This is a genomic window from Lentzea sp. CA-135723 (assembly GCF_050936595.1).
In the GTDB taxonomy this organism is placed as follows: Bacteria; Actinomycetota; Actinomycetes; order Mycobacteriales; family Pseudonocardiaceae; genus Lentzea.
This window is the reverse complement of record NZ_JBNJMK010000001.1, coordinates 3,736,885-3,758,196: the sequence shown is the minus strand read 5'-3', so window position 1 is coordinate 3,758,196 and position 21,312 is coordinate 3,736,885. Positions and strand designations below refer to the sequence as shown.

General features: G+C 69.4%; 23 protein-coding genes and 1 pseudogene. 11 read left to right on the top strand and 13 right to left on the bottom strand.

Features of this window, described 5'->3' with window-relative positions; translation table 11 throughout:
* Window positions 1-82: 82 nt before the first annotated feature.
* Both cobT and cobU read right to left on the bottom strand, forming a co-directional pair.
* Window positions 83-1,114: pseudogene (cobT, locus tag ACQEU1_RS16455) on the bottom strand (nicotinate-nucleotide--dimethylbenzimidazole phosphoribosyltransferase); the annotation flags it as partial.
* Between the two features lie 9 nt (window positions 1,115-1,123).
* On the bottom strand, window positions 1,124-1,663 hold the full coding sequence (gene cobU, locus ACQEU1_RS16450; RefSeq protein ID WP_433201813.1) for a bifunctional adenosylcobinamide kinase/adenosylcobinamide-phosphate guanylyltransferase: 540 nt from the start codon (window positions 1,661-1,663) through the stop codon (window positions 1,124-1,126).
* 20 nt (window positions 1,664-1,683) lie between these two features.
* Between cobU and ACQEU1_RS16445 the strand changes: the two genes are divergently transcribed.
* On the top strand, window positions 1,684-1,884 hold the full coding sequence (locus ACQEU1_RS16445) for a hypothetical protein (protein ID WP_433201810.1): 201 nt from the start codon (window positions 1,684-1,686) through the stop codon (window positions 1,882-1,884).
* 1 nt (window position 1,885) lies between these two features.
* Here ACQEU1_RS16445 and ACQEU1_RS16440 read toward each other — a convergent pair whose 3' ends face one another.
* The 3 genes from ACQEU1_RS16440 to ACQEU1_RS16430 are packed head-to-tail and all read right to left on the bottom strand — an operon-like array spanning window position 1,886 to window position 4,176.
* Complete coding sequence (locus ACQEU1_RS16440; RefSeq protein WP_433201807.1) at window positions 1,886-2,872, bottom strand: aldo/keto reductase family protein; 987 nt, start codon at window positions 2,870-2,872, stop codon at window positions 1,886-1,888.
* 33 nt (window positions 2,873-2,905) lie between these two features.
* Window positions 2,906-3,538, bottom strand: a complete 633-nt coding sequence (locus tag ACQEU1_RS16435; RefSeq protein WP_433201804.1) for a class I SAM-dependent methyltransferase — start codon at window positions 3,536-3,538, stop codon at window positions 2,906-2,908.
* Window positions 3,538-4,176, bottom strand: coding sequence for a DUF3043 domain-containing protein (locus tag ACQEU1_RS16430; protein ID WP_433201801.1), 639 nt, complete (start codon window positions 4,174-4,176; stop codon window positions 3,538-3,540). The genes ACQEU1_RS16435 and ACQEU1_RS16430 overlap by 1 nt, the downstream gene beginning before the upstream one ends.
* 42 nt (window positions 4,177-4,218) lie before the next feature.
* Here ACQEU1_RS16430 and ACQEU1_RS16425 point away from each other — a divergent pair, with 42 nt between their 5' ends.
* Window positions 4,219-5,271: a glycerate kinase family protein gene (locus tag ACQEU1_RS16425; protein WP_433201798.1), complete on the top strand. Its 1,053-nt coding sequence runs from the start codon at window positions 4,219-4,221 to the stop codon at window positions 5,269-5,271.
* Between the two features lie 206 nt (window positions 5,272-5,477).
* Window positions 5,478-5,849, top strand: a complete 372-nt coding sequence (locus tag ACQEU1_RS16420; RefSeq protein WP_089922497.1) for a HesB/IscA family protein — start codon at window positions 5,478-5,480, stop codon at window positions 5,847-5,849.
* Between the two features lie 175 nt (window positions 5,850-6,024).
* On the opposite strand, the gene ACQEU1_RS16415 is transcribed toward ACQEU1_RS16420, so the two are convergent.
* Window positions 6,025-6,198: a hypothetical protein gene (locus ACQEU1_RS16415; RefSeq protein WP_157512842.1), complete on the bottom strand. Its 174-nt coding sequence runs from the start codon at window positions 6,196-6,198 to the stop codon at window positions 6,025-6,027.
* 157 nt (window positions 6,199-6,355) lie between these two features.
* Here ACQEU1_RS16415 and ACQEU1_RS16410 point away from each other — a divergent pair, with 157 nt between their 5' ends.
* Together ACQEU1_RS16410 and ACQEU1_RS16405 are read left to right on the top strand one after the other, a co-directional pair.
* Window positions 6,356-7,288 carry a carbohydrate kinase family protein gene (locus tag ACQEU1_RS16410; RefSeq protein WP_433211531.1) on the top strand — a complete coding sequence of 311 codons (933 nt, stop codon included), beginning with the start codon at window positions 6,356-6,358 and terminating at the stop codon, window positions 7,286-7,288.
* 7 nt (window positions 7,289-7,295) lie between these two features.
* Entirely contained in the window at window positions 7,296-8,063 is a 768-nt protein-coding gene (locus ACQEU1_RS16405) for a class I SAM-dependent methyltransferase (RefSeq protein ID WP_433201793.1), read from the top strand.
* 42 nt (window positions 8,064-8,105) lie between these two features.
* On the opposite strand, the gene asnB is transcribed toward ACQEU1_RS16405, so the two are convergent.
* Complete coding sequence (gene asnB / locus ACQEU1_RS16400; RefSeq protein ID WP_433201790.1) at window positions 8,106-10,034, bottom strand: asparagine synthase (glutamine-hydrolyzing); 1,929 nt, start codon at window positions 10,032-10,034, stop codon at window positions 8,106-8,108.
* 194 nt (window positions 10,035-10,228) lie between these two features.
* Here asnB and ctaC point away from each other — a divergent pair, with 194 nt between their 5' ends.
* Together ctaC and ACQEU1_RS16390 are read left to right on the top strand one after the other, a co-directional pair.
* Window positions 10,229-11,161 carry an aa3-type cytochrome oxidase subunit II gene (ctaC, locus tag ACQEU1_RS16395; protein ID WP_433201787.1) on the top strand — a complete coding sequence of 311 codons (933 nt, stop codon included), beginning with the start codon at window positions 10,229-10,231 and terminating at the stop codon, window positions 11,159-11,161.
* A 12-nt stretch (window positions 11,162-11,173) separates the two neighbouring features.
* Complete coding sequence (locus ACQEU1_RS16390; RefSeq protein WP_382439721.1) at window positions 11,174-11,590, top strand: cytochrome c oxidase subunit 4; 417 nt, start codon at window positions 11,174-11,176, stop codon at window positions 11,588-11,590.
* Between the two features lie 337 nt (window positions 11,591-11,927).
* On the opposite strand, the gene ACQEU1_RS16385 is transcribed toward ACQEU1_RS16390, so the two are convergent.
* From ACQEU1_RS16385 to ACQEU1_RS16370, 4 genes are all read right to left on the bottom strand, one after another.
* Window positions 11,928-12,608: a lysophospholipid acyltransferase family protein gene (locus ACQEU1_RS16385; protein ID WP_382439722.1), complete on the bottom strand. Its 681-nt coding sequence runs from the start codon at window positions 12,606-12,608 to the stop codon at window positions 11,928-11,930.
* Between the two features lie 192 nt (window positions 12,609-12,800).
* Window positions 12,801-13,844, bottom strand: coding sequence for an anthranilate phosphoribosyltransferase (trpD, locus tag ACQEU1_RS16380; RefSeq protein ID WP_433201783.1), 1,044 nt, complete (start codon window positions 13,842-13,844; stop codon window positions 12,801-12,803).
* A 6-nt stretch (window positions 13,845-13,850) separates the two neighbouring features.
* On the bottom strand, window positions 13,851-14,261 hold the full coding sequence (locus ACQEU1_RS16375; protein WP_433201780.1) for a hypothetical protein: 411 nt from the start codon (window positions 14,259-14,261) through the stop codon (window positions 13,851-13,853).
* Window positions 14,262-14,326: 65 nt separating this feature from the next.
* The gene (locus tag ACQEU1_RS16370) at window positions 14,327-14,728 is read right to left on the bottom strand and encodes a hypothetical protein (RefSeq protein WP_433201777.1); all 402 of its coding nucleotides are present in this window, start codon (window positions 14,726-14,728) and stop codon (window positions 14,327-14,329) included.
* Between the two features lie 93 nt (window positions 14,729-14,821).
* Between ACQEU1_RS16370 and ctaE the strand changes: the two genes are divergently transcribed.
* From ctaE to qcrB, 4 genes are read left to right on the top strand one after another with little or no spacing between them, the layout of a single operon-like run.
* The gene (gene ctaE, locus ACQEU1_RS16365) at window positions 14,822-15,430 is read left to right on the top strand and encodes an aa3-type cytochrome oxidase subunit III (RefSeq protein ID WP_382439726.1); all 609 of its coding nucleotides are present in this window, start codon (window positions 14,822-14,824) and stop codon (window positions 15,428-15,430) included.
* A 52-nt stretch (window positions 15,431-15,482) separates the two neighbouring features.
* Entirely contained in the window at window positions 15,483-16,295 is an 813-nt protein-coding gene (qcrC, locus tag ACQEU1_RS16360; protein WP_433201774.1) for a cytochrome bc1 complex diheme cytochrome c subunit, read from the top strand.
* Window positions 16,292-17,416, top strand: coding sequence for a cytochrome bc1 complex Rieske iron-sulfur subunit (gene qcrA / locus ACQEU1_RS16355; protein WP_433201771.1), 1,125 nt, complete (start codon window positions 16,292-16,294; stop codon window positions 17,414-17,416). The genes qcrC and qcrA overlap by 4 nt, the downstream gene beginning before the upstream one ends.
* Window positions 17,413-19,077 carry a cytochrome bc1 complex cytochrome b subunit gene (gene qcrB / locus ACQEU1_RS16350; protein WP_433201768.1) on the top strand — a complete coding sequence of 555 codons (1,665 nt, stop codon included), beginning with the start codon at window positions 17,413-17,415 and terminating at the stop codon, window positions 19,075-19,077. Before qcrA ends, qcrB begins: the two co-directional genes overlap by 4 nt.
* Before the next feature lie 64 nt (window positions 19,078-19,141).
* On the opposite strand, the gene ACQEU1_RS16345 is transcribed toward qcrB, so the two are convergent.
* Both ACQEU1_RS16345 and ACQEU1_RS16340 read right to left on the bottom strand, forming a co-directional pair.
* The gene (locus tag ACQEU1_RS16345; RefSeq protein WP_045309335.1) at window positions 19,142-19,429 is read right to left on the bottom strand and encodes an Lrp/AsnC family transcriptional regulator; all 288 of its coding nucleotides are present in this window, start codon (window positions 19,427-19,429) and stop codon (window positions 19,142-19,144) included.
* Window positions 19,430-19,498: 69 nt separating this feature from the next.
* On the bottom strand, window positions 19,499-21,199 hold the full coding sequence (locus tag ACQEU1_RS16340; RefSeq protein ID WP_433201764.1) for a DEDD exonuclease domain-containing protein: 1,701 nt from the start codon (window positions 21,197-21,199) through the stop codon (window positions 19,499-19,501).
* Window positions 21,200-21,312 lie beyond the last annotated feature (113 nt).

The following is a 21,312-nucleotide window of genomic DNA, read 5'->3' as shown; positions in this document are numbered from 1 at the left end:
CCCGGGTCGAGTTTGCCAGGGTGCGATTGTCCGGAGCCGCGTCTTCCTGGGCCGAGGCCTCCGCGGTGACGTTCTCGCGGTTCGTGACGCCGGCGCTCTCGAACGTCGCCATCTCCGCGAGCACCTTCACCGCCGAGATCAGCAACGGCAGCGCCGCCACGGCGCCGGAGCCCTCACCGAGCCGCATGCCGAACTCCAGCAGCGGCTTCAGGTTGAGGTGCCCGAGGGCGATCGCGTGCGCGGGCTCCGCCGACTCGTGCCCGGCGACCCACCACTCGCGCGCACCCGGCGCCATCTCCTCGGCGACGACCGCGGCCGCTCCGGCGACGACGCCGTCGAGCACGACCGGCGTCTTGCGCACGGCGGCCTGCGCGAGGAACCCGGCCATGGCCGCGATGTCCGCGCCACCGGCCGTGGCGAGCAACGCCACCGGGTCGCTGATCACGAGGCGGGCCCGGCGCAGCGCGTCCCGGATCGCCGCGGTCTTGCGCATCCACGCCTGGTCGTCGATGCCGGTGCCGCGCCCGACGACCGCGACGGGTTCCGACCCGGTCAGCGACGCGATCAGAACGGCCGACGGCGTCGTGTTGCCGATGCCCATGTCGCCGGCGATGAGCACGTCGGCGCCCGCGTCGACCTCCTCGTCGGCGAGCGCGCGGCCCGCCGCGACGGCGAGTTCGCACTGCTCGCGGGTGAGGGCGTCCTCGCGGTCGATCGACCCGGACGAGCGCCGCACCTTGTGCTGGCTGACCGCGGCCGGGGTGTCGGCGTCGACGGCCATGTCGACCACGCGCACGGTGGCGCCCGCGACCTGGGCCAGCACGTTCACCGCGGCGCCGCCGGTGAGGAAGTTGGCGACCATCTGCCCGGTCACCTCGCTCGGGTACGCCGACACGCCCTGGGCCGTGACGCCGTGGTCGCCCGCGAACACGACGACCCGCGGCCGCACGAACGGCTTCGGCGGCACGACGCCCTGGCAGGCGGCGATCCAGTTGCCCAGCTCTTCCAGGCGCCCGAGGGAGCCGATCGGCTTCGTCAGCACCGCGTGGCGGGCCTCGGCCTCGCGCAGAACTGTCTCGTCCGGCGGTTCGACCGGCGGGAACTCGGTGCTCACCTGGCGCTCCTATCGCAGCTTCAACGGGATACCGGCGACGAGGAGCGTGACCTCGTCGCACACCTCGGCGACGCGCGCGTTGAGCGCACCGAGGTGATCGCGGAAGAGCCTGCCAGAGCGCGTCGACGGAATGACGCCGAGGCCGACCTCCGCGGTCACGAGCACGAGTCGCGCGCGGCACGTGGCGACCGAGCGGTACAGCGCGTCGGCGTGGTGAGCGATCACGTCCGCGCCGTCGCCCTCCCACGCGCCCGCGTCGTCGAGCACGCCGACCAGCCACGTCGACAGGTCGTCGACCAGGATCGGCGGGTCCTCGTACTGGGTGGCCGTGAGCAGGGCGGGCAGGTCGGCGGGCGTCGACGCCTCGACCGTGTGCCACGTGGCGGGGCGCCGGGCGACGTGCGACGCGATGCGCGCGTCCCAGTCGGGGTCGTCCGGGTACCTGCGCGCGGTGGCCACGTACGTCACCACCGGGTCGGTGAGCAGGCCTTCCGCGTGTGCCGACTTGCCTGAACGCGCTCCGCCGAGCACGAGCGTTCTGGGTGACAAGAGTCAGTAGCCTTCGTCTCATGGAATTCCGCTGGCACTACCAGGATGCACACGGACGCGAGGTCGCGGGCCCGGATGTGACGTTCGCGGAGCAGACGGAAGCCGAGGACTGGTTCAGCGACCAGTGGCGTGACCTGCTCGAAGCCGGTGTCGAGCAGGTCACGCTGCTGCGGTCGGAGATCGAGGTGTACGGCCCGATGAGCCTGCACCCCGCGGGCTGACTCAGCCCTGGGCGGTGAGCCTCGGGTCGTCGGTGACGACGCCGTCGAGGACGGTGTCGATCTGCTTGAGCACGTCGTCGCCGAGCTCGACGTCGATGGCCTTGACGTTCTCGAAGACCTGCTCCGGACGTGACGCGCCGATGATCGCCGACGCGACGTTCGGGTTCTTCAGCACCCACGCGACGGCGAGCTGCGCGAGCGTGACGCCCGCTTCCTCGGCGATCGGCTTGAGCTGCTGCACGGCGTTGAGGACGTCGTCGCGCATCCAGCGCGCGATCATCTGCGACCCGCGCGCGTCGGCGAGGCGCGACCCCTCCGGCGCCTCGGCGCCCGGCAGGTACTTGCCGGTCAGGATGCCCTGCGCGATCGGGGAGAACACGATCTGGCTGATGCCCTCGCGCTCGCACGCCGGCACGACCTGCGGTTCGATGACCCGCCACAGCATCGAGTACTGCGGCTGGTGCGACACGAACGGCACGTTCAGCTCGCGGGCCAGCGCGGCGCCGCGGGTGATCTGCTCGGCGGTCCACTCGGACACGCCGACGTAGAGGACCTTGCCCTGGCGGACGAGGTCGGCGAACGCCAGCATCGTCTCTTCCAGCGGGACGGTGTGGTCGTACCGGTGCGCCTGGTACAGGTCGACGTAGTCGGTCTGCAGGCGCTTCAGCGACGCGTTGGCCGACTCCATGACGTGCTTGCGGCCGAGCCCGCGGTCGTTGGGGCCGCCGGGACCGGTCGGCCAGTAGACCTTGGTGAGGATCTCGAGCGACTCGCGCCGCTGCCCCTGCAGCGCCCGGCCGAGCACCGACTCCGCCGCCGTGTTGGCGTAGACGTCGGCTGTGTCGAAGGTCGTGATCCCCGACTCCAGCGCCGCCTTCACACAGGCGTGAGCCTGCTCCTCTTCCACCTGGGAGCCGTGGGTGAGCCAGTTGCCGTACGAGATCTCACTGATGGACAGGCCGCTGCGGCCGAGTCGACGGAACTTCATACATCGGAGCTTAAACCGACTTCGTTCGTACTGCTAATGAACTTCGGGCGCGTGCCACACGAGGGAATACCGCCAGAACAGCCGCCTGCGGATCCGCGCGCCGGGCAGGATCTCGGCCGCGGCCGCCCGGATCTCGTTCAGCGAGGGCGCGCTCATCACGATCGGCATGTCGACGTCGTACGGCTTGCCCGCCGTGCCGGTCGCGGCCTTCGCGAGACCGACCAGCGCGTTGGCGGGCAACGTCACCGCCTCCACCGCCCAGTCCACCGGGGTCGCGATGACGTAGAGCCCGACGACGACCAGCGTGCCGCCCGGCGCCGTCAGCTCCGCCAGCCTGCGGAGGCCTTCGCGCAACGGCAGGTGGTGCAGGCTCGCCTCGGCCGTGACGACGTCGTACCGACCGAGGTCCTCGGTGAACACGTCACCGCGCACCCACCGCACCCGGCTCGGCGTCGCGCTCGCGATCTCGATCATGCGCTCGCTGGCGTCGATCGCGGTGACCTCGCCTGCCGGGATCGACCGCGCCAGCACGCCGTGCCCGCAGCCGACGTCCAGCGCCGTCCTCGCCCCGGACGGCAGCTGCCGGAGCAGCCACCGGCGGTACCACGCGTTGTGGTCCCACCAGAGCTTCTCCGGAAGCTGGAGGTTGAGAGGAATCCTGCGCACTACTTGATGGCGTCGCCGGGGCCGACGCGCGGCTTGGGCACGCGCAGCTTGCGGATCTGGCTCGCGCGGATGAACGAGTACCAGCCGATCGACAGGCCCTTGATCGGCTCGGTCGGGAACTTGGCCCGCACCCGCCGCGTGACGAGCCTGCCGAGCACGATGCCCTCGATGACCATCGCGATCAGCATGAACGTCGTCGCCAGCGTCGCGTACCGCTGCACCGCGAGCGACGGCGTCAGCAGCGCCACGAACACCAGGACCGCGAGCGGCATGAACAGGCCCATGAGGTTGCGGCGCGAGTCGACGAGATCGCGGATGTACGCCTTCACCGGCCCGCGGTCGCGCGGCAGCAGGTACTTGTCCTCGCCCGCCATCATCCGCTGACGACGCTCCGTCGCCGCGGCACGACGCTCTTCCTTGCTCACCTTGTTGCCGCGCATGCGCTTGAACGCCTCGCGCTGCGTCTTGGGAGGCGGCGGCACCGGCCCGCTGCGCCGACCCTGCGCCTCACGCCGCTTGGGCGTCGCCTTGCCCTTGGCCGCCGTGCGCCCCCTGTCGAGAGGCTCGGCGAGCTCGGCCCCGGAGTCGGGAGCCTCGGCGGTGGCGGTGTCGTCGGAGTTGCGGCGCAAGAACCTCACACCATCAGGGTAGGGCAGCAGGTTTTCTGTACCTTTCGCGAGGTGCGCGTACTCATAGCTCCGGACTGCTTCGGCGGCACCCTGACCGCCCGCGAGGCCGCCGACGCCATCGCCACCGGCTGGCGCGAGGCCAAGCCCGACGACGTCGTCGTCCAACGCCCCCTGGCGGACGGAGGCCCCGGCTTCGTCGACGTCCTGCACGCCGCCCTCGACGGCGACATCCGGCACATCATGGTGACGGGCCCGCTCGGCACGCCCGTCGAAGCGCGCTGGCTCAGCGTGCACACCAACGGCACACGCACTGCGTACATCGAGTCCGCCGAGGCGTGCGGCCTCCACCTCATCCCCGCCGACCTCCGCCCGCAGACCTGCGAGACGGCCACGACGCGAGGCGTCGGCGAGCTCATCGCGGCAGCCGCGGTTGACAACGATGTCATCACGGTCGGCCTCGGCGGCTCCGGCACGACCGACGGCGGCGCCGGCATGCTCGCCGCCCTCGCCGACGCCAACGACGGCGCCGGTGCCGGCGCCGTCCTGACTGATATATCGCTCGTCGCCGCCTCCGACGTTGAGAACCCGCTTCTTGGCCCGCACGGCGCCGCTCACACCTTCGGCCCGCAGAAGGGCGCGTCGCCGGAGGCCGTCGAACGCCTCGAAGCCAGGCTCGCCGCCATGGACGTCCTCAAGCCCGTATCCGATATATCGGGTGCCGGCGCGGCAGGAGGCCTCGGCGCCGCGCTCCTGTCGCTGGGCGCGACGATGACGTCGGGCGCGGGCCTGGTCCGCACCCTCACCGGCCTCGACAGCGCGCTCGACGACGCCGACGTCGTCGTCACCGGCGAGGGCAGCTTCGACTGGCAGTCGCTGCGCGGCAAGCTCATCACCGCCGTCGCGGGCGGCGCCGCCGAACGCGGCATCCCGTGCATCGCCATCGCGGGCCAGGTGAGCGTCGGCCGCCGCGAGATGGGCGCGGCCGGCGTGCAGGACGCCTACTCCGTTTCGGAACACGTCGGCTCCGTGCGGAAGGCGATCGAGGAGGCTCGCGACAGCGTCGTCGCCACGGCCCAGCACGTCGCACGGCAGTGGTCGCGCTAACGCGACGACGACGTCGTCGTCGAACGCGGGTCGATCTCGGGCGCGGGGCCAGCTGATATATCGGTTGGCTCGAGCGTGGTCTACGTGACAGTCGACACCTAGGGCGTCGAGGCCCGTCGTTGTGGGACCATGGGGAGTGGAACAAGGCGGGGAACGCCCGTGTTGTTGATGGGTGAACCGCCCGCAGAGGACCTCTTAGGAGAGCCATGACGACCGCTCAGGACGCCGCTTCGACCGCTTCCGAGGCGCCCAGCCACGGCGTGACGCTGACCGATGCGGCCGCCGTCAAGGCCAAGGCGCTGCTCGACCAGGAGGGCCGCGACGACATGCACCTGCGCATCGCCGTCCAGCCCGGTGGTTGCGCCGGCCTTCGCTACCAGCTGTTCTTCGACGAGCGTGCGCTCGACGGCGACGCGATGGTCGACTTCAACGGCATGAAGGTCGCCGTTGACCGCATGAGCGCGCCCTACGTCGAAGGCGCTGTCATCGACTTCGTGGACACGATCGAGAAGCAGGGCTTCACGATCGACAACCCGAACGCCGGCGGGTCCTGCGCCTGCGGCGACTCGTTCCACTAAGGCGAACCAACGCGAGAGGCCGCGTTCCCGCACCGACGGGAACGCGGCCTCTCCGCGTGTGCGGGACCGGGAAAACTCCCAGTTGAGCCTGAAGGGACTGGTCGCCGGAGGCTCTGACCGGAAAGGTCAGACCCGCAAGCACGACCAGTCGCAAGACCCGGAAGTCAGGCCTGCGTCAGACGCCGTACTCGGCAAGGCCCTCGACCTGGTGGGCGCACCGCTCGTCGACCTGCCAGGGCGCGGCGGCGCGCGGGGCGGGAAGGGGGTGCTCGGGGTGGGTGAGAGCGAAGGGGAGCTGCGCGCAGTCCTCGATCAGTTCACTCATCGTGGTCGCTTCTGGGATCGTCACCAAAGGACCGTATGACGACGGCCTGACCTGCGGTAGCCCTACCAAACAGTAGTGTTCACGGCGGTACTCGTCCGGGTGAGCAGCTACGTAGCGCAACAAGAAAAGAGGAGCCGACGTGCCCCTAGCCGTGTGCGGCAGCATCGCGACCGACCATCTGATGCACTTCCCGGGTCGTTTCGCGGACCAGCTGGTCGCGGAGCGTCTCGACCGCGTGTCCCTGAGCTTCCTCGTCGACGACCTCGTCGTCCGGCGCGGCGGCATCGGCGCGAACATCGCGTTCGGCCTCGGTGTGCTCGGGGTGCGTCCGGTGCTCGTCGGCGCCGTCGGCAAGGACTTCGACGACTACCGCTCGTGGCTCGAACGGCACGGCGTCGACACCTCTGGCGTGTACGTGTCCGAGGTCTCGCACACCGCGCGGTTCGTGTGCACCACGGACGACGACATGTGCCAGATCGCCTCGTTCTACGCGGGTGCGATGGCCGAGGCGCGCAACATCGAGCTCGCGCCGATCGCGGGCCGCGTCGAGAACCTCGAGCTCGTCGTCATCAGCCCGGACGACCCCGCGGCGATGCTCCGGCACGCCGAGGAGTGCCGTCAGCGCGGCTACAAGTTCGCCGTCGACCCGTCGCAGCAGCTGGCCCGCATGGACGGCGAGCAGGCGCGCGCGTTCATCGACGGCGCCGAGTACCTCTTCAGCAACGACTACGAGTGGGAACTGCTGCTGCAGAAGACCGGCTGGACCGAGGCCGACGTCCTCGCCCGCGTCGGCAAGCGCGTCACCACGCTCGGCGCCAAGGGCGTCGAGATCGTCGACCGCGACGGTTTCTCGCTGCACGTCCCGGCTGTCCCCGAGGTCGCGAAGACCGACCCGACGGGTGTCGGCGACGGCTTCCGCGCGGGCTTCCTCGCCGGCATCACCGCGGGCCTGAGCATCGAACGGTCCGCTCAGCTCGGTTCGTTCATCGCGGTCGAGGTGCTCGAGACCGTCGGCACCCAGGAGTGGGTGATCGAGCGCGAAGCCGCGCTCACCCGCATTCGTGGCGCGTTTGGTACGGAAGCCGCTGAGGAGATCGCTCCCGTCCTGCCATGATCGGACAATGGGGACGTACCTGTTCGGCGACGCCGACGAAGAACCGCTCGATCCCAAGTTCGACGCGCTGAGCTCCCTGCTCGACGCGGGCACGTTCGCCCGCGTCGAGCAGCTCGGTGTCGCGGACGGCTGGCGCTGCCTCGAGGTCGGGGGTGGCGGGGGATCGGTCGCGAACTGGCTCGCCGACGTGGTCGCCCCGTCCGGGCACGTGACCGTCACCGACATCGACGTCACCCGGCTCGAGGAACGCGACAACGTCACCGTCCTGGAGCACGACGTAGTATCCAATATATTGCCGGGCAACGCGTTCGACCTGGTCCACGCCCGCCTGGTGCTCTTCTACCTCCCCGCCCGCGAGGTCGTGCTGCGCAAGCTGCGCGACGCGCTGCGCCCCGGCGGCTGGCTCGTGCTCGAGGAGTTCGACTGCCTCCCGCTCGAGGTCCTCAAGGCCGCCCCCGACGACGCGAAGCTGATAATGCGGGTGAAGAACGCCCTGCTGACGCTGCTCGACCAGGCAGGCGCCGAACTGGCGTGGGGCGCCCGCGTCGAGAGGGCGTTGCTCGACGCCGGCCTGAACGACGTCAGCGGCTCCCGCGAGGTGCAGGAGTGGGAGGGCGGGTCGGCCGGCTGCCGCCTGCTCGCCGCCACGGCACGCCTCGTGCGCGCGAAGCTGCCGCTCACCGACGACGAGTTCGACCGCTACCTCGACCTCATGGCGTCCCCGGAGACCGTCGTCAGCTCGTACGCGATCTGCAGCGCGCAGGGACGTCGATAACGCAGAAACGGAAAGGGCCCCTCCGCGGAGGGGCCCCACCGGTCAGAGCTTGACCGGGTAGTGCGGTTCCGGCACCACCGGGTGGATGCGGGCCTCGACGAAGATCCCGTGCCAGATCATGAACACCAGCAGCGCCCAGATGCGGCGGCTGTGGTCGAGCACGCCGGAGCGGTGCTCCTCGATCAGGCGCAGCACCGCGTTCTTGTCGATGTACTGGTCGGTCTGCGACGAACGCACGATGTCGACGGCCCACTCGTGCATCTCGTCCTTGAGCCAGTGCCGGATCGGCACCGGGAAGCCGAGCTTGCGGCGGTTCAGCACGTGCGCCGGCACGATGTCGCGGATCGCCTTGCGGAGCGCGAACTTCGTCGTGTCCTTCGTGATCTTCAACTCACTCGGGATCTGCGACGCGATCTTGAAGACCTCGGGGTCGAGGAACGGGACGCGCAGCTCCAGCGAGTTCGCCATGGTCATCTTGTCGGCCTTGACCAGGATGTCGCCGCGCAGCCACGTGAACAGGTCGACGTGCTGCATGCGCGTCACCGGGTCCCACGCCATCGACTCGCGGTACGGCTTCGCGGTCGCGTCCATGTGCGACACCGACGGGTCGTACGTCTTCAGCACCTGACGCAGCTGGTCGTCGAGGAAGATGCGCGCGTTGCCGTAGTAGCGCTCTTCGAGAGAGAGCGCGCCACGACGCAGCAGGTCCTTGCCGCGCACGCCGTGCGGGATCTTCGTGGAGACCTTGCCCATGGCCTTGCGCAGCGCGCCCGGCACCTTCTCGAAGCCCGCCAGCGACAGCGGCTCGCGGTAGATCGTGTACCCGCCGAACAGCTCGTCCGCGCCCTCGCCGGACAGCACGACCTTCACGTGCTGGCGCGCCTCACGCGCGATGAACCACAACGGCACGAGCGCAGGGTCGGCCACCGGGTCGTCGAGGTACCAGGTGATCAGCGGCAGCGCGTCCATCATCTCCTGCGCGCTGACCGTCCTGACCACGTGCTTCACGCCGATCAGCGCGGCCGACTCGGCGGCCACGTCGACCTCGGAGAACCCCTGCCGCTCGAAACCCGTCGTGAACGTGATCAGGTCCGGGTTGTGCTCCTTGGCGAGCGCCGCGACCACCGTCGAGTCGATGCCGCCGGACAGGAACGAGCCGACCGTCACGTCCGCGCGCATGTGCTTGGCGACCGAGTCGCGCAGCGCGGCGGTGATCTCGTCGTACAGGGCGTTCGCCTCGGCCTCGCTGCGGACCGTGCGGACCTTGAACTCCGCCGGGAAGTACCGCTCGAACCGCGGCGACTCGCCGGGGACCAGCGTGAAGGAGTGCCCCGACTCGACGCGCTGGATCGAGTCGTGCAGCGAGGCGGGCTCCGGCACGTACTGCAGCGTCAGGTAGTGCTGCAGGCCCTTGACGTTCATCTTCGGCGCGATGCCGATCGAGGACGCGATCTCCAGGAGGATCTTCTTCTCGCTGGAGAACGCGACACCGCTCTGGCCCTGCGCCCAGTACAGCGGCTTGATGCCGAACGGGTCGCGGCCGCCGAACAGCAGCTCGCGCTCGGAGTCCCAGATGATGAACGCGAACATGCCGCGCAGCTTCGTGATCGCCGCAGGTCCGAAGTAGTGGTAGGCGGCGACGATCGTCTCGGTGTCGCCGTCGGTGTGGAAGACCGCGCCGTGCTTCTCGGTGAGCTCGGCCCGCAGCTCCAGGTAGTTGTAGATCTCGCCGTTGAAGTTGATCGTGTACCGGCTCGGCGACTCCGCCGGACCCCAGGTCAGCGGCTGGTGGGAGTGCTCGATGTCGATGATGGCGAGCCGGTTGAAGCCGAACACGACCTCGTCGACCCGCCTGGTGCCGCTCTCGTCCGGCCCTCGGTGCCGCATGCAGCGCAGCGCCGCCTGCACGGCCGGGCGCGCGTTCTCGGCCTCGTTCTCGCTAGGGCAAACAAGTCCTGCCAGGCCGCACAAGGCTCTCGCACCTCTCAAGAAACACGAAGGGGAAGACCACGGGGAAGTCCTCAGTATGCCGAAGGCGCTCTGTGTGACCGAAACTGCACCGCAGCGGCGGTGCCCCCAAGGGGTGAGCGCAGTCCCGCTGGGCTACGCTCCCGCTTGATCCGTTGGCATGGCCAGATGTTTGTGAACGAGGAGGCGGGCGAGCAGTGGGCCTGAAGGAGGGCACCAGGGCATCCCGGCTGGTGAAGACCGCCGGGCTGGTAGGCCTGGTCGGTATCGGGGCCACCGGTTGCTCCACGGACGAGGTGCTGCGCTTCGGATGGCCGCAGGCCGTCACGCCGCAGGCCGAGAAGATGCGCGAGCTCTGGACGTGGTCCGTGATCGCCGCGCTCGTCGTCGGCGTCATCGTGTGGGGCCTGATCCTGTGGTCGATCGTGTTCCACCGCAAGAAGTCGGAGGAGCTGCCGCGTCAGACGGCGTACAACCTCCCGCTGGAGATCGTGCTCATCGTCGTGCCGACGGTGATCGTGGCGGTGCTGTTCTACTTCACCGCCATCACGCAGAACTACGTCACCGACAAGTCGGGCAAGCCCGACGTGAACGTCGACGTGATCGCGTTCCAGTGGAACTGGGAGTTCCAGTATCCGGACCACAAGACCGAGGAGGGCAAGGCCGTCAGCACGGTCGGCACCTCGGGTGAGGTCCCGATCATGGTGCTGCCGGCCGGCAAGCGCATCCAGTTCACGCTGCGCTCGACCGACGTCATCCACTCGTTCTTCGTGCCGGAGTTCCACTTCAAGCGGGACGTCTTCCCGCAGCCGGAGAAGAACAACCAGGACAACGTCTTCCAGATCGACCAGATCGACCGTCCCGGTGCGTTCGTCGGACGTTGTGCCGAGCTCTGCGGCTCGTACCACGCGGTGATGAACTTCGAGGTCCGCGCTCTCGAGTCGGCCGACTTCGACAAGTACATCGAGCTGCGCAAGCAGGTCAACGAGAAGACGGGCAAGCCGTACACCACGGCAGAGGCCCTGTCTCAGGTGAACTGCGACAAGTGGTGCTCCCCGCTGGCCACGACGACCACCCCGTTCAACACCGACCGGACGGCCCGCGAGGCCTCCGGCGCGGGCCAGAAGTAGGGACGCCCCGCGATGAAGATCGAAGCTCGCGTATTCGACCTGGTCATGGCCTTCTCGTTCCTGATGGCCATCGTCTACGGCTACTGGACGCACCTCGCGACCGGCCACGTCGAGCCCACCGGCACGGTGGCGCTCGCGCTGACCGGTGGCCTGGCCCTCATCACCGGCACCTACTTCCGGTTCGTCGCCCGCCGCATCGAGGTGCGGCCGGAGGACAACCCCGACGCCGAGGTGTCGGACGGCGCCGGCGAGCTGGGCTTCTTCAGCCCCGGCTCGTACTGGCCGGTCGGCCTCGCCGCCGCGGCGGCGACCACGGGTGTCGCGGTGGCGTTCTGGCACGTGTGGCTGCTCGTGATCGCCATCGTCATGGTGCTGATCATGGTCGGTGGCCTGGTGTTCGAGTACCACACCGGACCCAACCACGACTGATATCCGATATACCGGATATCGGACATCGCTCGGCCGAGGCCCTCTCCGCACGCGGAGGGGGCCTTCGTCGTTCCCGGCCCGACATCCAGCATGTGATACATCGCATACGGGATATCGCGTCCGAGCGCGAACATCGGATACGGGATATCGCGTCGTGCGCACAAGACAACGTTGTCATCCGCGAGGCGCCTGACTGGTCAGCTGATACATCGGATATCGGATATCGGTGGGCGCGCGACGGGTCCGCCGCGACCCCGCCGGACGTGACCACAAGCGAAAGGCCCTCCTCGCCGTCGTGGCGAGGAGGGCCTTCCGCTTCAAGCCCTGGGGGAGCCGGTCAGGCCGCCGCCGGCACCGGAGTCTTCTGGTAGGCGTCCACGTACTCCTGGCCGCTCAGGTCCAGGATGCGGTAGATGATCTCGTCGGTGACGCTGCGCAGCACCGGAAGCGACTCCTGCATGCCGTCGTAGCGGCTGAAGTCGAGCGGCTCGCCGAAGCGGATCGTCACCGGGACGATCTTGGGGAACCTGCTGCCGACGGGCTGCACCTTGTCCGTGCCGATGATGCCGACCGGGATGACCGGGGCGCCGGACTCGAGCGCCATGCGCGCCACGCCCGTGCGGCCGCGGTGCAGCATGCCGTCGAGCGAGCGGGTGCCCTCGGGGTAGATGGCGAACGCGTCGCCGCGGGCGAGGATCTCGGCGGCCGTGTCGAGGGCCGCGCGGGCGTCACGGCCCTTGCCGCGGTGCACCGGCACGTGGCCGAGCGACGAGAAGAACCAGCGCGACAGCGAGCCCTTCACGCCGGTGCCGGTGAAGTACTCGGCCTTCGCGAGGAACGACACGCGGCGCGGCACGACCATCGGGATCACGACGCTGTCGATGAAGCTGAGGTGGTTGGCCGCCAGGATGACGGGGCCGTCGGTGGGGATGTTCTCCAGACCGTCCACCACCGGGCGGTAGACGAGACGGGCTGTGCGCGCGACGACGTGCTTCATCACCGGGTAGAGGAGGGCCATGACTCCAGCATTCCAGGTGGCGATTGCGACGGCGTTACCACGTGGTGCGCATCTCGGGCCCATCACTCGCTCGGACTACACCGATGCGGCGGCCGTGCGACCACGGTCACGCGTCGGCGACGACGCGTGACCGAAACGGCCCCTCAGGCGGTCGAAGGAGCCTCAAGCGGCCCTCAGGCCGCCGAAAGAACTTCAGCGGCCCTTCAGGGCCGTCGAGAGCTCCACCCAGCGCGTCAGCAGTGCCGAGGCCTTGCCCGAGTCGATGGCGTCGGCCGCGCGGCTCAGCGAGGCCGTCAGGTCGGCGTGCAGGTCGTCGGAGAACCCACCGTGCGCCGCGATGGCGCCCGCCGCGTTCACGAGCACCGCGTCCCGCACCGAACCGGTCTTGCCGGCCACGAGGTCGCGGACCACCTGGGAGTTGACGGACGCGTCGCCGCCCTTCAGGTCCTCCTCGCGCGCGGGCTTCACGCCCAGCACCGCCGGGTCGATCGTCTCCGTGCGCACCACACCGTCCTGGGCGAGCCAGGCCGACGTCGTCGTGGTCGTGGTGATCTCGTCGAGGCCGTCGTCGCCGCGCACCACCAGCGCGGTGTTGCGGCGCCGCGCGAACACGCCGGCGATCAGCGGTGCCGCCGCCGCCCGCGCGCAGCCGATCAGGCCGACCTTGGGCTGCGCCGGGTTCGTCAGCGGGCCGAGCAGGTTGAACGACGTCGGGATGCCGATCTCGCGCCGCACCGGGCCCGCGTGCCGGAAGCCGGGGTGGAACACCGGCGCGAAGCAGAACCCGATGCCGAGCTCGCGCACGGTCTCCCGCACGCCCTCGGCGGGCAGGTCGATGGCGACGCCCAGCGCCTCCAGGACGTCCGCCGTGCCGCACTGCGACGACGCCGCCCGGTTGCCGTGCTTGACCACGGGCACGCCCGCGGCGGCCGTGATGATCGCGGCCATCGTCGAGATGTTGACCGAACCGGAATGGTCGCCGCCGGTGCCCACGATGTCGGTCGCCCGCACGTCCACCGTGAACCGGTTCGCGTGGTTGAGCATCATCGTGGCGAGGCCGTCGACCTCCTCCGGCGTCTCGCCCTTGGCGCGCAGCGCGACGATGAACGCCGCGATCTGCGCCGCCGTCGCCTCACCCGACATCACCTGGTCCATGCCCCAGGCGGTGTCGTCGGCGGTCAGGTCGGCGCCGTCGAGCAGGCGGTTGAGCAGCGAGGGCCAGGTGCGCTGGCTCATGGCGGATCAGCCCTTGACGACGGGCAATGCCGAGCCCCGCAGCACCTCGGCCACGGTCTCGGCGGCGGCCAGCGGGTCGAGCGGGTGCACCAGCACCGCGTCCGCCTGCGACCAGGTCGCGAGCCACCGGTCGTCCTTGCGGCGCACGGCCACCACGATCGGCGGGCAGTTCGTGATCTCGTCCTTGAGCTGGCGGGACAGGCCCATGCCACCGGTCGGCTGCGCCTCGCCGTCGAGGATCAGCAGGTCGACCGTGCCGTTGTCCACCTCGTAGAGGACGTCCGCGATCGTCCCGGCCTCGACGTAGTCGACGCGCCCGAGGTCCGGCGCGGGACGGCGGCCGACCGCAGTGATGATCGTCTCACGCACCTCGGGCCGGTGGCTGAACACCAGGATCTTCGTGGTCTGCGTGCTCATCTGGATCCTCCGCTGCGACTGCCGACTGCGGTCCTGTGAAGAAAGTGACCAAGGTCGCCACGATGCTATCGGGCCGGTTCGCGGGCGGGTTGCAGGGCGTCCCACCCCAGCGCCTCACCGCCCAGCCGCTGCGCCAGCGACGCCATCCGGGAGCGCTCCTGGGCGCAGTGCAGGGCGTCCAGCTTCTGCACCCTGCTGATATGCGATATATCACCGGCGACGAGTGTCCAGCCGTCCGGGCTCAGCAGCTCCCGCGCGCGTTCTACCTGGTCAGCGGGGATGCGCAGGTGGTGACGCAGAACGGCGAGGTCGTCCGCGCGCCACTGCGGGGAACGGGCCAGAACGGCCGAATCGGCCTCCGCGTGGTCGAACGCCTCGGCCACCACGACGAGCCCGGGATCGTCGATCGACAACGACGGCTCCTCCCGTCGCCGCAGCCTGTCCCGCAATCGGCCCAGCAAGCTCATTCGTTGATCTCCTAGCGATCACCCGCTGTGTGACCCGTCCCGCCCATGATCCGCGCAGGACCCGATGGGCGGACGGAAATTCCGCAAGCAATAATGCTGCGCGTGACCACGGCAGCGCCTTCAATCGGCCAGCGCGTGCACTCGCTGAACCGCCCGAACATGGTCAGCGTCGGCACGATCGTCTGGCTGTCCAGCGAGCTCATGTTCTTCGCTGGCCTCTTCGCCATGTTCTTCACGGTGAAGGCCCAGAACGAGGGACCTTGGCCCCCGCCCCCCACGCACCTGAACGTCCCCTACGCGTCGGTCTTCACGATCATCCTGGTCGCGTCGTCCTTCACGTGTCAGTGGGGCGTCTTCGCGGCGGAGCGGGGTGACGTCTTCGGCCTGCGTCGCTGGTACATCGTGACGCTGATCATGGGCGCGATCTTCGTCGGCGGGCAGGCAGGCGAGTACATCGAGCTGGTCGAGCACGGCACCACGATCCCGTCCTCGGCTTACGGCACGGTCTTCTACCTGACGACCGGCTTCCACGGCTTGCACGTCATCGGCGGTCTGATCGCCTTCGTCTACCTGCTGATCCGGACGAAGCTGAGCAAGTTCACGCCCGCGCAGGCCACCTCGGCGATCGTCGTGTCGTACTACTGGCACTTCGTCGACGTCGTGTGGATCGGGCTGTTCGCCATCATCTACATCGTGCCCTGACCTGCTCCCCAGCCACGAGCTCCCGAACTGACAGCAAGGGTTGCCGCACACCATGACCACCACGACGAAACGCCCCCGCGGCGCCCGCACCAAGCTGCGCCGCCGGGTGGCCGGACTGCTCGCACTGGGCTTCGCCCTGCTGAGCGCCGGCATGCTGTTCGCCGCCTTCGCGCCCCAGGCGCAGACCGCCCAGGCGCAGCAGCAGGACGCCCTGGTCCGCCAGGGCGAGCAGATCTACCTCAACACCTGCCTGAGCTGCCACGGCACGTCTCTCGAAGGTGTGAAGGACCGCGGGCCGAGCCTGATCGGCGTCGGCGACGCCGCGGTCTACTTCCAGACTTCCTCCGGCCGCATGCCCATGGCACGCCAGGAGGCGCAGGCCATCCGCAAGCCCGCGAAGCTCTCCCCCGAGGAGATCAACGCGCTGATGGCCTACATCACCACCAACGGCGGCGAGGGCCCGAAGAAGCCGTCCGAGTCCGGTGAGGCCCTGCGCGGCGACAACCCGGCGCGCGGTGGCGAGCTCTTCCGCCTCAACTGCGCCAGCTGCCACAACTTCACGGGTCGTGGTGGCGCGCTGTCCTCCGGCAAGTTCGCGCCCGAGCTCGACGGCGTGACCGAGGACCAGATCTACACGGCGATGCTGACCGGCCCGCAGAACATGCCGAAGTTCGGCGAGCGCCAGCTCACGCCGGAAGAGAAGAAAGACATCATCGCGTACGTCAAGTCGGTCACCGACGGCAACAACAACTCCGGTGGTGCCCCCCTCGGTGGGCTCGGGCCGGTGTCCGAGGGATTGATCGCGTTCATCGTGGGTATCGCCGCGCTCATCGGCGTGACCCTCTGGATCGGAGCCAAGGCATGAGCGGCGACAAGCCGATCGAGCTGCCCAGCGAGGCAGAACTCGCGGAGATGAGCCGGGACGAGCTCGTCAGGCTCGGCACGAAGATGGACGGCGTCGAGCTCGTCCACTACGAGGAGAAGTTCCCGGTCCCGGGCACGCGCGCCGAGCGTCGCGCCCAGCGCTCCGTCGCGCTGTGGTTCCTGATCTCCGCGCTGTCCGGCCTGGCCTTCCTCGGTGTGTTCCTGTTCTGGCCGTGGCAGTACGAGGCCCCGCACACCGACGGCCACATGTGGCACCAGCTGTACAACCCGCTGATCGGCCTGTTCTTGGGCCTGTCGGTCACCGGCCTCGGCGTTGGAGCGCTGCTCTACACCAAGAAGTTCCTCCCCGAGGAGCTCGCGGTGCAGCAGCGCCACGACGGCCCGTCGTCGGCCGTCGACCGCGCCACCCTGGTCGCGGAGCTCGCCGACGCGGGTGACCGCAGCGGCATCGCGCGCCGCAGCCTGATCAAGCGCACCGCGGGCCTCGGCGCCGGCGTGCTGGGCCTGGGCGTGGCCGCCGTTCCGCTGGGCGCGCTCATCAAGAACCCGCACTCGGACAGCGAGACCAAGAACTCGCTGTGGCACACCGGCTGGAAGGCCGAAAAGGGCGAGAAGGTCTACCTGCGCCGCCACACCGGCAACTTCCACGAGGTCTCGCTCGTGCGTCCCGAGGACGTCGAGCCGGGCGGTTTCGAGACGGTCTTCCCGTTCCGCGAGTCCGAGCGCGACGACGAGCACGCCCTGGTCGCGGCCCTCAAGCGCGCCGACGCCCCGGTCATGCTCATCCGCATGCGCCCGAACCAGGCGGTCACCAAGCGCGCGGGCCAGGAGGACTTCAACTACGGTGACCTGTACGCGTACTCGAAGATCTGCACGCACCTGGGTTGCCCGACGTCGCTCTTCGAGCAGCAGACCGGTCTGCTGCTGTGCCCGTGCCACCAGTCGCAGTTCGACGTCTTCGAATACGCGAAGCCGCGCTTCGGCCCGGCGACCCGTCCTCTTCCACAGCTTCCGATCACTGTGGATGAAGAGGGATACTTGGTAGCCCGCAGTGACTTCATCGAGGCTGTGGGACCGGCGTTCTGGGAGCGTAAGTCATGAGTGCCATCACCACGCCGACGAAGCCGGCCAACGCGGCCGCGCGCGTCGCAGGGGCGGCGGCCAACGCTGCCGACGAGCGGTACCACCCGGCCTCCGGGCTGCGGAAGCAGATCAACAAGGTCTTCCCGACCCACTGGTCGTTCCTGCTCGGTGAGATCGCGCTGTACAGCTTCATCGTGCTGCTGCTGTCGGGTACGTACCTGGCGTTGTTCTTCGACCCGTCGATGACCGAGGTCACCTACAACGGCGCGTTCGAGAACCTGCGCGGCATCGAGATGTCGCGGGCGTTCGCGTCCACGCTCGACATCTCGTTCGAGACGCGCGGTGGCCTGTTCGTCCGCCAGGTGCACCACTGGGCGGCGCTGCTGTTCATGGCCGCGATCGTCGTGCACATGTTCCGGATCTTCTTCACCGGCGCGTTCCGCAAGCCGCGTGAGATCAACTGGGTCATCGGCATCGTGCTGTTCATGCTCGGCGCGATCGAGGGCTTCCTCGGCTACTCGCTGCCGGACGACCTGCTCTCGGGCACCGGCCTCCGCGTCATGGCGGCGCTGCTGATCTCGTTCCCGGTCATCGGCACCTGGCTGAACTGGCTGATGTTCGGCGGGGAGTTCCCCGGCACCGACATCATCCCGATGCTCTACACCGCGCACATCCTGATCATCCCGGCGATCATCCTGGGTCTGATCGCGGCGCACCTCGCGCTCGTCTGGTACCAGAAGCACACGCAGTTCCCGGGCGTGGGCCGCAAGGAGACCAACGTCGTCGGCGTCCGCATCATGCCGGTGTTCGCGGCCAAGGGCGGTGGCTTCTTCGCCATCGTCGTCGGTGTCATCGCGATCATGGGTGGCGTCTTCCAGATCAACCCGATCTGGAACTTCGGCCCGTACAACCCCGCGCAGGTCTCCGCCGGTTCGCAGCCCGACTGGTACATGGGCTGGACCGACGGCCTGGTCCGCATCTGGCCGGCGTGGGAGTTCTACCTGGGCAACTACACGATTCCGGCGCCGTTCCTGCCGTTCATCCTCGGTCTGCCGCTGCTGACCGGCATCGCGGCGGTCTACCCGTGGATCGAGCGCAAGATGACCAAGGACTACGCGCACCACAACCTGCTGCAGCGCCCGCGTGACGTTCCGGTCCGCACCTCGCTCGGCTGGATGGCGATCACGTACTTCATGGTCCTGCTGCTCATGGGCGGCAACGACATCTTCGCGTACAAGTTCGACATCTCGTTGAACCTGACGACGTGGATGGGCCGCATCGGCATGCTGATCCTGCCGCCGATCGCGTACTTCATCTCGTACCGCGTCTGCATCGGCCTGCAGCGCGGTGACCGCGAGGTGCTGGAGCACGGCGTCGAGACGGGCATCATCAAGCGCCTGCCGCACGGCGAGTTCATCGAGATCCACCAGCCGCTCGGTCCGGTGGACGACCACGGCCACCCGATCCCGCTCGCCTACCAGGGCGCGTCGGTGCCGAAGAAGATGAACAAGCTCGGCTCGGCCGGTCACCCGGTCGCCGGCAGCACCTGGTCGCCGGACCCGGTCGAGGAGACCGTGGCCCTGGAGAACGCGCGCAAGCACGCGCACGTCACCGAGGGCACCAGCGCCCAGGACACGGCCGGTGAGCTCGCGGGCAAGCCGTCCGACACGAAGGACTGATCTTCAGCAGTGACGCGAAAGGCCCCCGTGAACTCCACGGGGGCCTTTCGTCTGTCTGCGGCTCCTACTGGGCGTCGTCGAGGCCGATGGCGAACGCCGCCTCGTCGTCGCGCTTCGAGTAGCTGCGGAACGCGATGTGCGTGTCGGTGTTCAGCACGCCGGCCACCTTGCTGATCTTGCCGGGGACGAGCGCGGCCAGGTCCTCGTGCTTGCTGACGCGCACCAGCGCGATCAGGTCGACGTCGCCGGCGCACGAGTACACCTCGGTGACTCCGTCGATGTCGGCGATCTCCTGCGCAGCCTCGGGAATGCGTTCGGCGGCGGCCTGGATCAGCACGATGGCGGTGACCACGGCGTCCTCCTCGGGGTCTGGGTGGCTCGAGCACCCGTAGTCTGCCCTACCGCCTGATCACCGGCGGCGTCAGTTCCAGCGGTCGAGCGGCGGGCGCGCCCCGGCGGCCTGCTCGGCCCACGGCACCCAGGCCGCGGCGGCAGCGGCGGGCGACGACCACGGTTCGTCCGCGTACACGAGGCGGGTGCCGGGCTGGTCGAGCCAGCGCAGCACGACACCGGCCTCCTCCGGCGGGGCGCCCCGGAGCGGGCCGGGCGTCGGGACGACCGTCTCGGCGGAGGCGACGAGCGCGTCGACCACCGGCATCGGGCGGATGCCCCGGCGAGCCACCCCCGCGGAAGCGAGACGGCCGTAGCGGACGACGGAGAACTCCCAGCCGCCCTCGCGGTCCGGCCTGGCGGCCACGAGCTGGGGGAGGGCGGCCAGGGCGGCGAGCCGCTGGGCGCGGTCGAGGGAGCGGACCAGGCCCGCCAGGCGGTCACGGCGGCGGGCCGCCTCCTCGAAGCGCTCGGCCGAGGCCAGGCCGTTGAGCTGGGTGACGAGGGTGTGGAGCGGGTCGGCGTTGCGGCCCACGACGAGGTCCTGCACGGCGACGACGGCGGGGGAGTACTCGGCGGCGGTCTGCCTGCCGGCGCAGGGGGCCTGGCAGCGGTCCAGTTCGGCGAGGGCGCAGGGGGAGGCGCGCTGGTTCGTCGCCGGGATCTTGATGGTGCACGAGCGCAGCGGCACGGCGTCGAGCAGGGCGTCGGCGACCGACTCGGCGGCCTGGCGTGTGCGGAACGGGCCCAGGGCGCCGTCGCGCGGTGTGCGGACCAGCGAGAACCGGGGGAAGGGTTCGTCGGTCAGGGTCAGCCACCAGGCGTGGTGGGGGTTCTTGGAACGCCGGTTGTAGGCGGGGCGGTGTGCGCGTAAGAGGCGCAGTTCGCGGACTTCGGCCTCCAGCGGGTGTGCGCACTCGACGGCGTCCACGCGGACGGCGAGAGCGACCATCTCGCGCAGCCTGCGGCGGCCCTCGCTGGCCGTGAAGTACTGGCGGACGCGGCGGCGCAGGTCGGACGCCGTGCCCACGTAGAGGACCTCCTCGCTCGGGCCGCGGAACAGGTACACGCCCGGCGAGTTGGGCAGGTGGGCCGCCAGGGAGCGCTTGCGGCGCTGTTCCGGCGTCACCTCCGGCAGGTACGCCAGCAGTTCTTCGAGCGAGTGCACGCCGACGTTGCCGACGCGTTCCAGCAACGAGTGCAGCACCTCGACCGTCGTGCGGGCGTCGGCGAGCGCGCGGTGCGTGGGCTTGGTCTCGGTGTGGAAGAGGTCGGAGAGCGCGGACAGGCGGCAGGACGGGGCCTCGTCGCGGCTCAGGACGCGGCGGGCGAGCTTCACCGTGCACACCACCGACGGCTTCGGCCAGCGGTAGCCGTGCCGTTCGCAGGCGGCCTTCATGAACCCGACGTCGAAGCCCGAGTTGTGCGCGACCAGCACCGACCCGGCGGCGAACTCCAGGAACGCGGGCAACACCGTCTTCATCGTGGGCGCGCCCGTCACCATCAGCTGCGTGATCCCGGTCAGCTGAGCCACCTGCGGCGGGATGCCGCGTTCGGGGTCGACGAGCGTCGCGAACTCGCCGAGGATCTCGCCGCCGCGCACCTTCACCGCACCGATCTCGGTGACGGCGTCCTCCTCGTGGCTGCCGCCCGTCGTCTCCAGGTCGAAGACGACGAACGTCGTGTCGCGCAGGGGCGTCCCGAGTTCGTCGAAGGACAGTTGTCCGGTCACGGTCGCTGACGTTAGCGACGGGGTCTGACAATTTTCGGAGCTGATCTTCGGGGCCGCTCTGACCTGCGGTTGCTCCATTGGAGTGGCGATCGGGTGATCTTTTCCAGATCGTT

Coding starts and splice junctions, on each gene's coding strand:
- ACQEU1_RS16420 (WP_089922497.1), top strand. CDS start 5,478: ATGACGACCGCTCAGGACGCCGCTTCGACCGCTTCCGAGGCGCCCAGC.
- ACQEU1_RS16370 (WP_433201777.1), bottom strand. CDS start 14,728: ATGAGCTTGCTGGGCCGATTGCGGGACAGGCTGCGGCGACGGGAGGAG.
- ACQEU1_RS16440 (WP_433201807.1), bottom strand. CDS start 2,872: ATGAAGTTCCGTCGACTCGGCCGCAGCGGCCTGTCCATCAGTGAGATC.
- ACQEU1_RS16375 (WP_433201780.1), bottom strand. CDS start 14,261: ATGAGCACGCAGACCACGAAGATCCTGGTGTTCAGCCACCGGCCCGAG.
- qcrC (WP_433201774.1), top strand. CDS start 15,483: ATGACCACCACGACGAAACGCCCCCGCGGCGCCCGCACCAAGCTGCGC.
- ACQEU1_RS16410 (WP_433211531.1), top strand. CDS start 6,356: ATGCACTTCCCGGGTCGTTTCGCGGACCAGCTGGTCGCGGAGCGTCTC.
- ctaE (WP_382439726.1), top strand. CDS start 14,822: ATGCTGCGCGTGACCACGGCAGCGCCTTCAATCGGCCAGCGCGTGCAC.
- ACQEU1_RS16445 (WP_433201810.1), top strand. CDS start 1,684: ATGGAATTCCGCTGGCACTACCAGGATGCACACGGACGCGAGGTCGCG.
- ACQEU1_RS16405 (WP_433201793.1), top strand. CDS start 7,296: ATGGGGACGTACCTGTTCGGCGACGCCGACGAAGAACCGCTCGATCCC.
- ACQEU1_RS16385 (WP_382439722.1), bottom strand. CDS start 12,608: ATGGCCCTCCTCTACCCGGTGATGAAGCACGTCGTCGCGCGCACAGCC.
- ACQEU1_RS16390 (WP_382439721.1), top strand. CDS start 11,174: ATGAAGATCGAAGCTCGCGTATTCGACCTGGTCATGGCCTTCTCGTTC.
- qcrB (WP_433201768.1), top strand. CDS start 17,413: ATGAGTGCCATCACCACGCCGACGAAGCCGGCCAACGCGGCCGCGCGC.
- qcrA (WP_433201771.1), top strand. CDS start 16,292: ATGAGCGGCGACAAGCCGATCGAGCTGCCCAGCGAGGCAGAACTCGCG.
- trpD (WP_433201783.1), bottom strand. CDS start 13,844: ATGAGCCAGCGCACCTGGCCCTCGCTGCTCAACCGCCTGCTCGACGGC.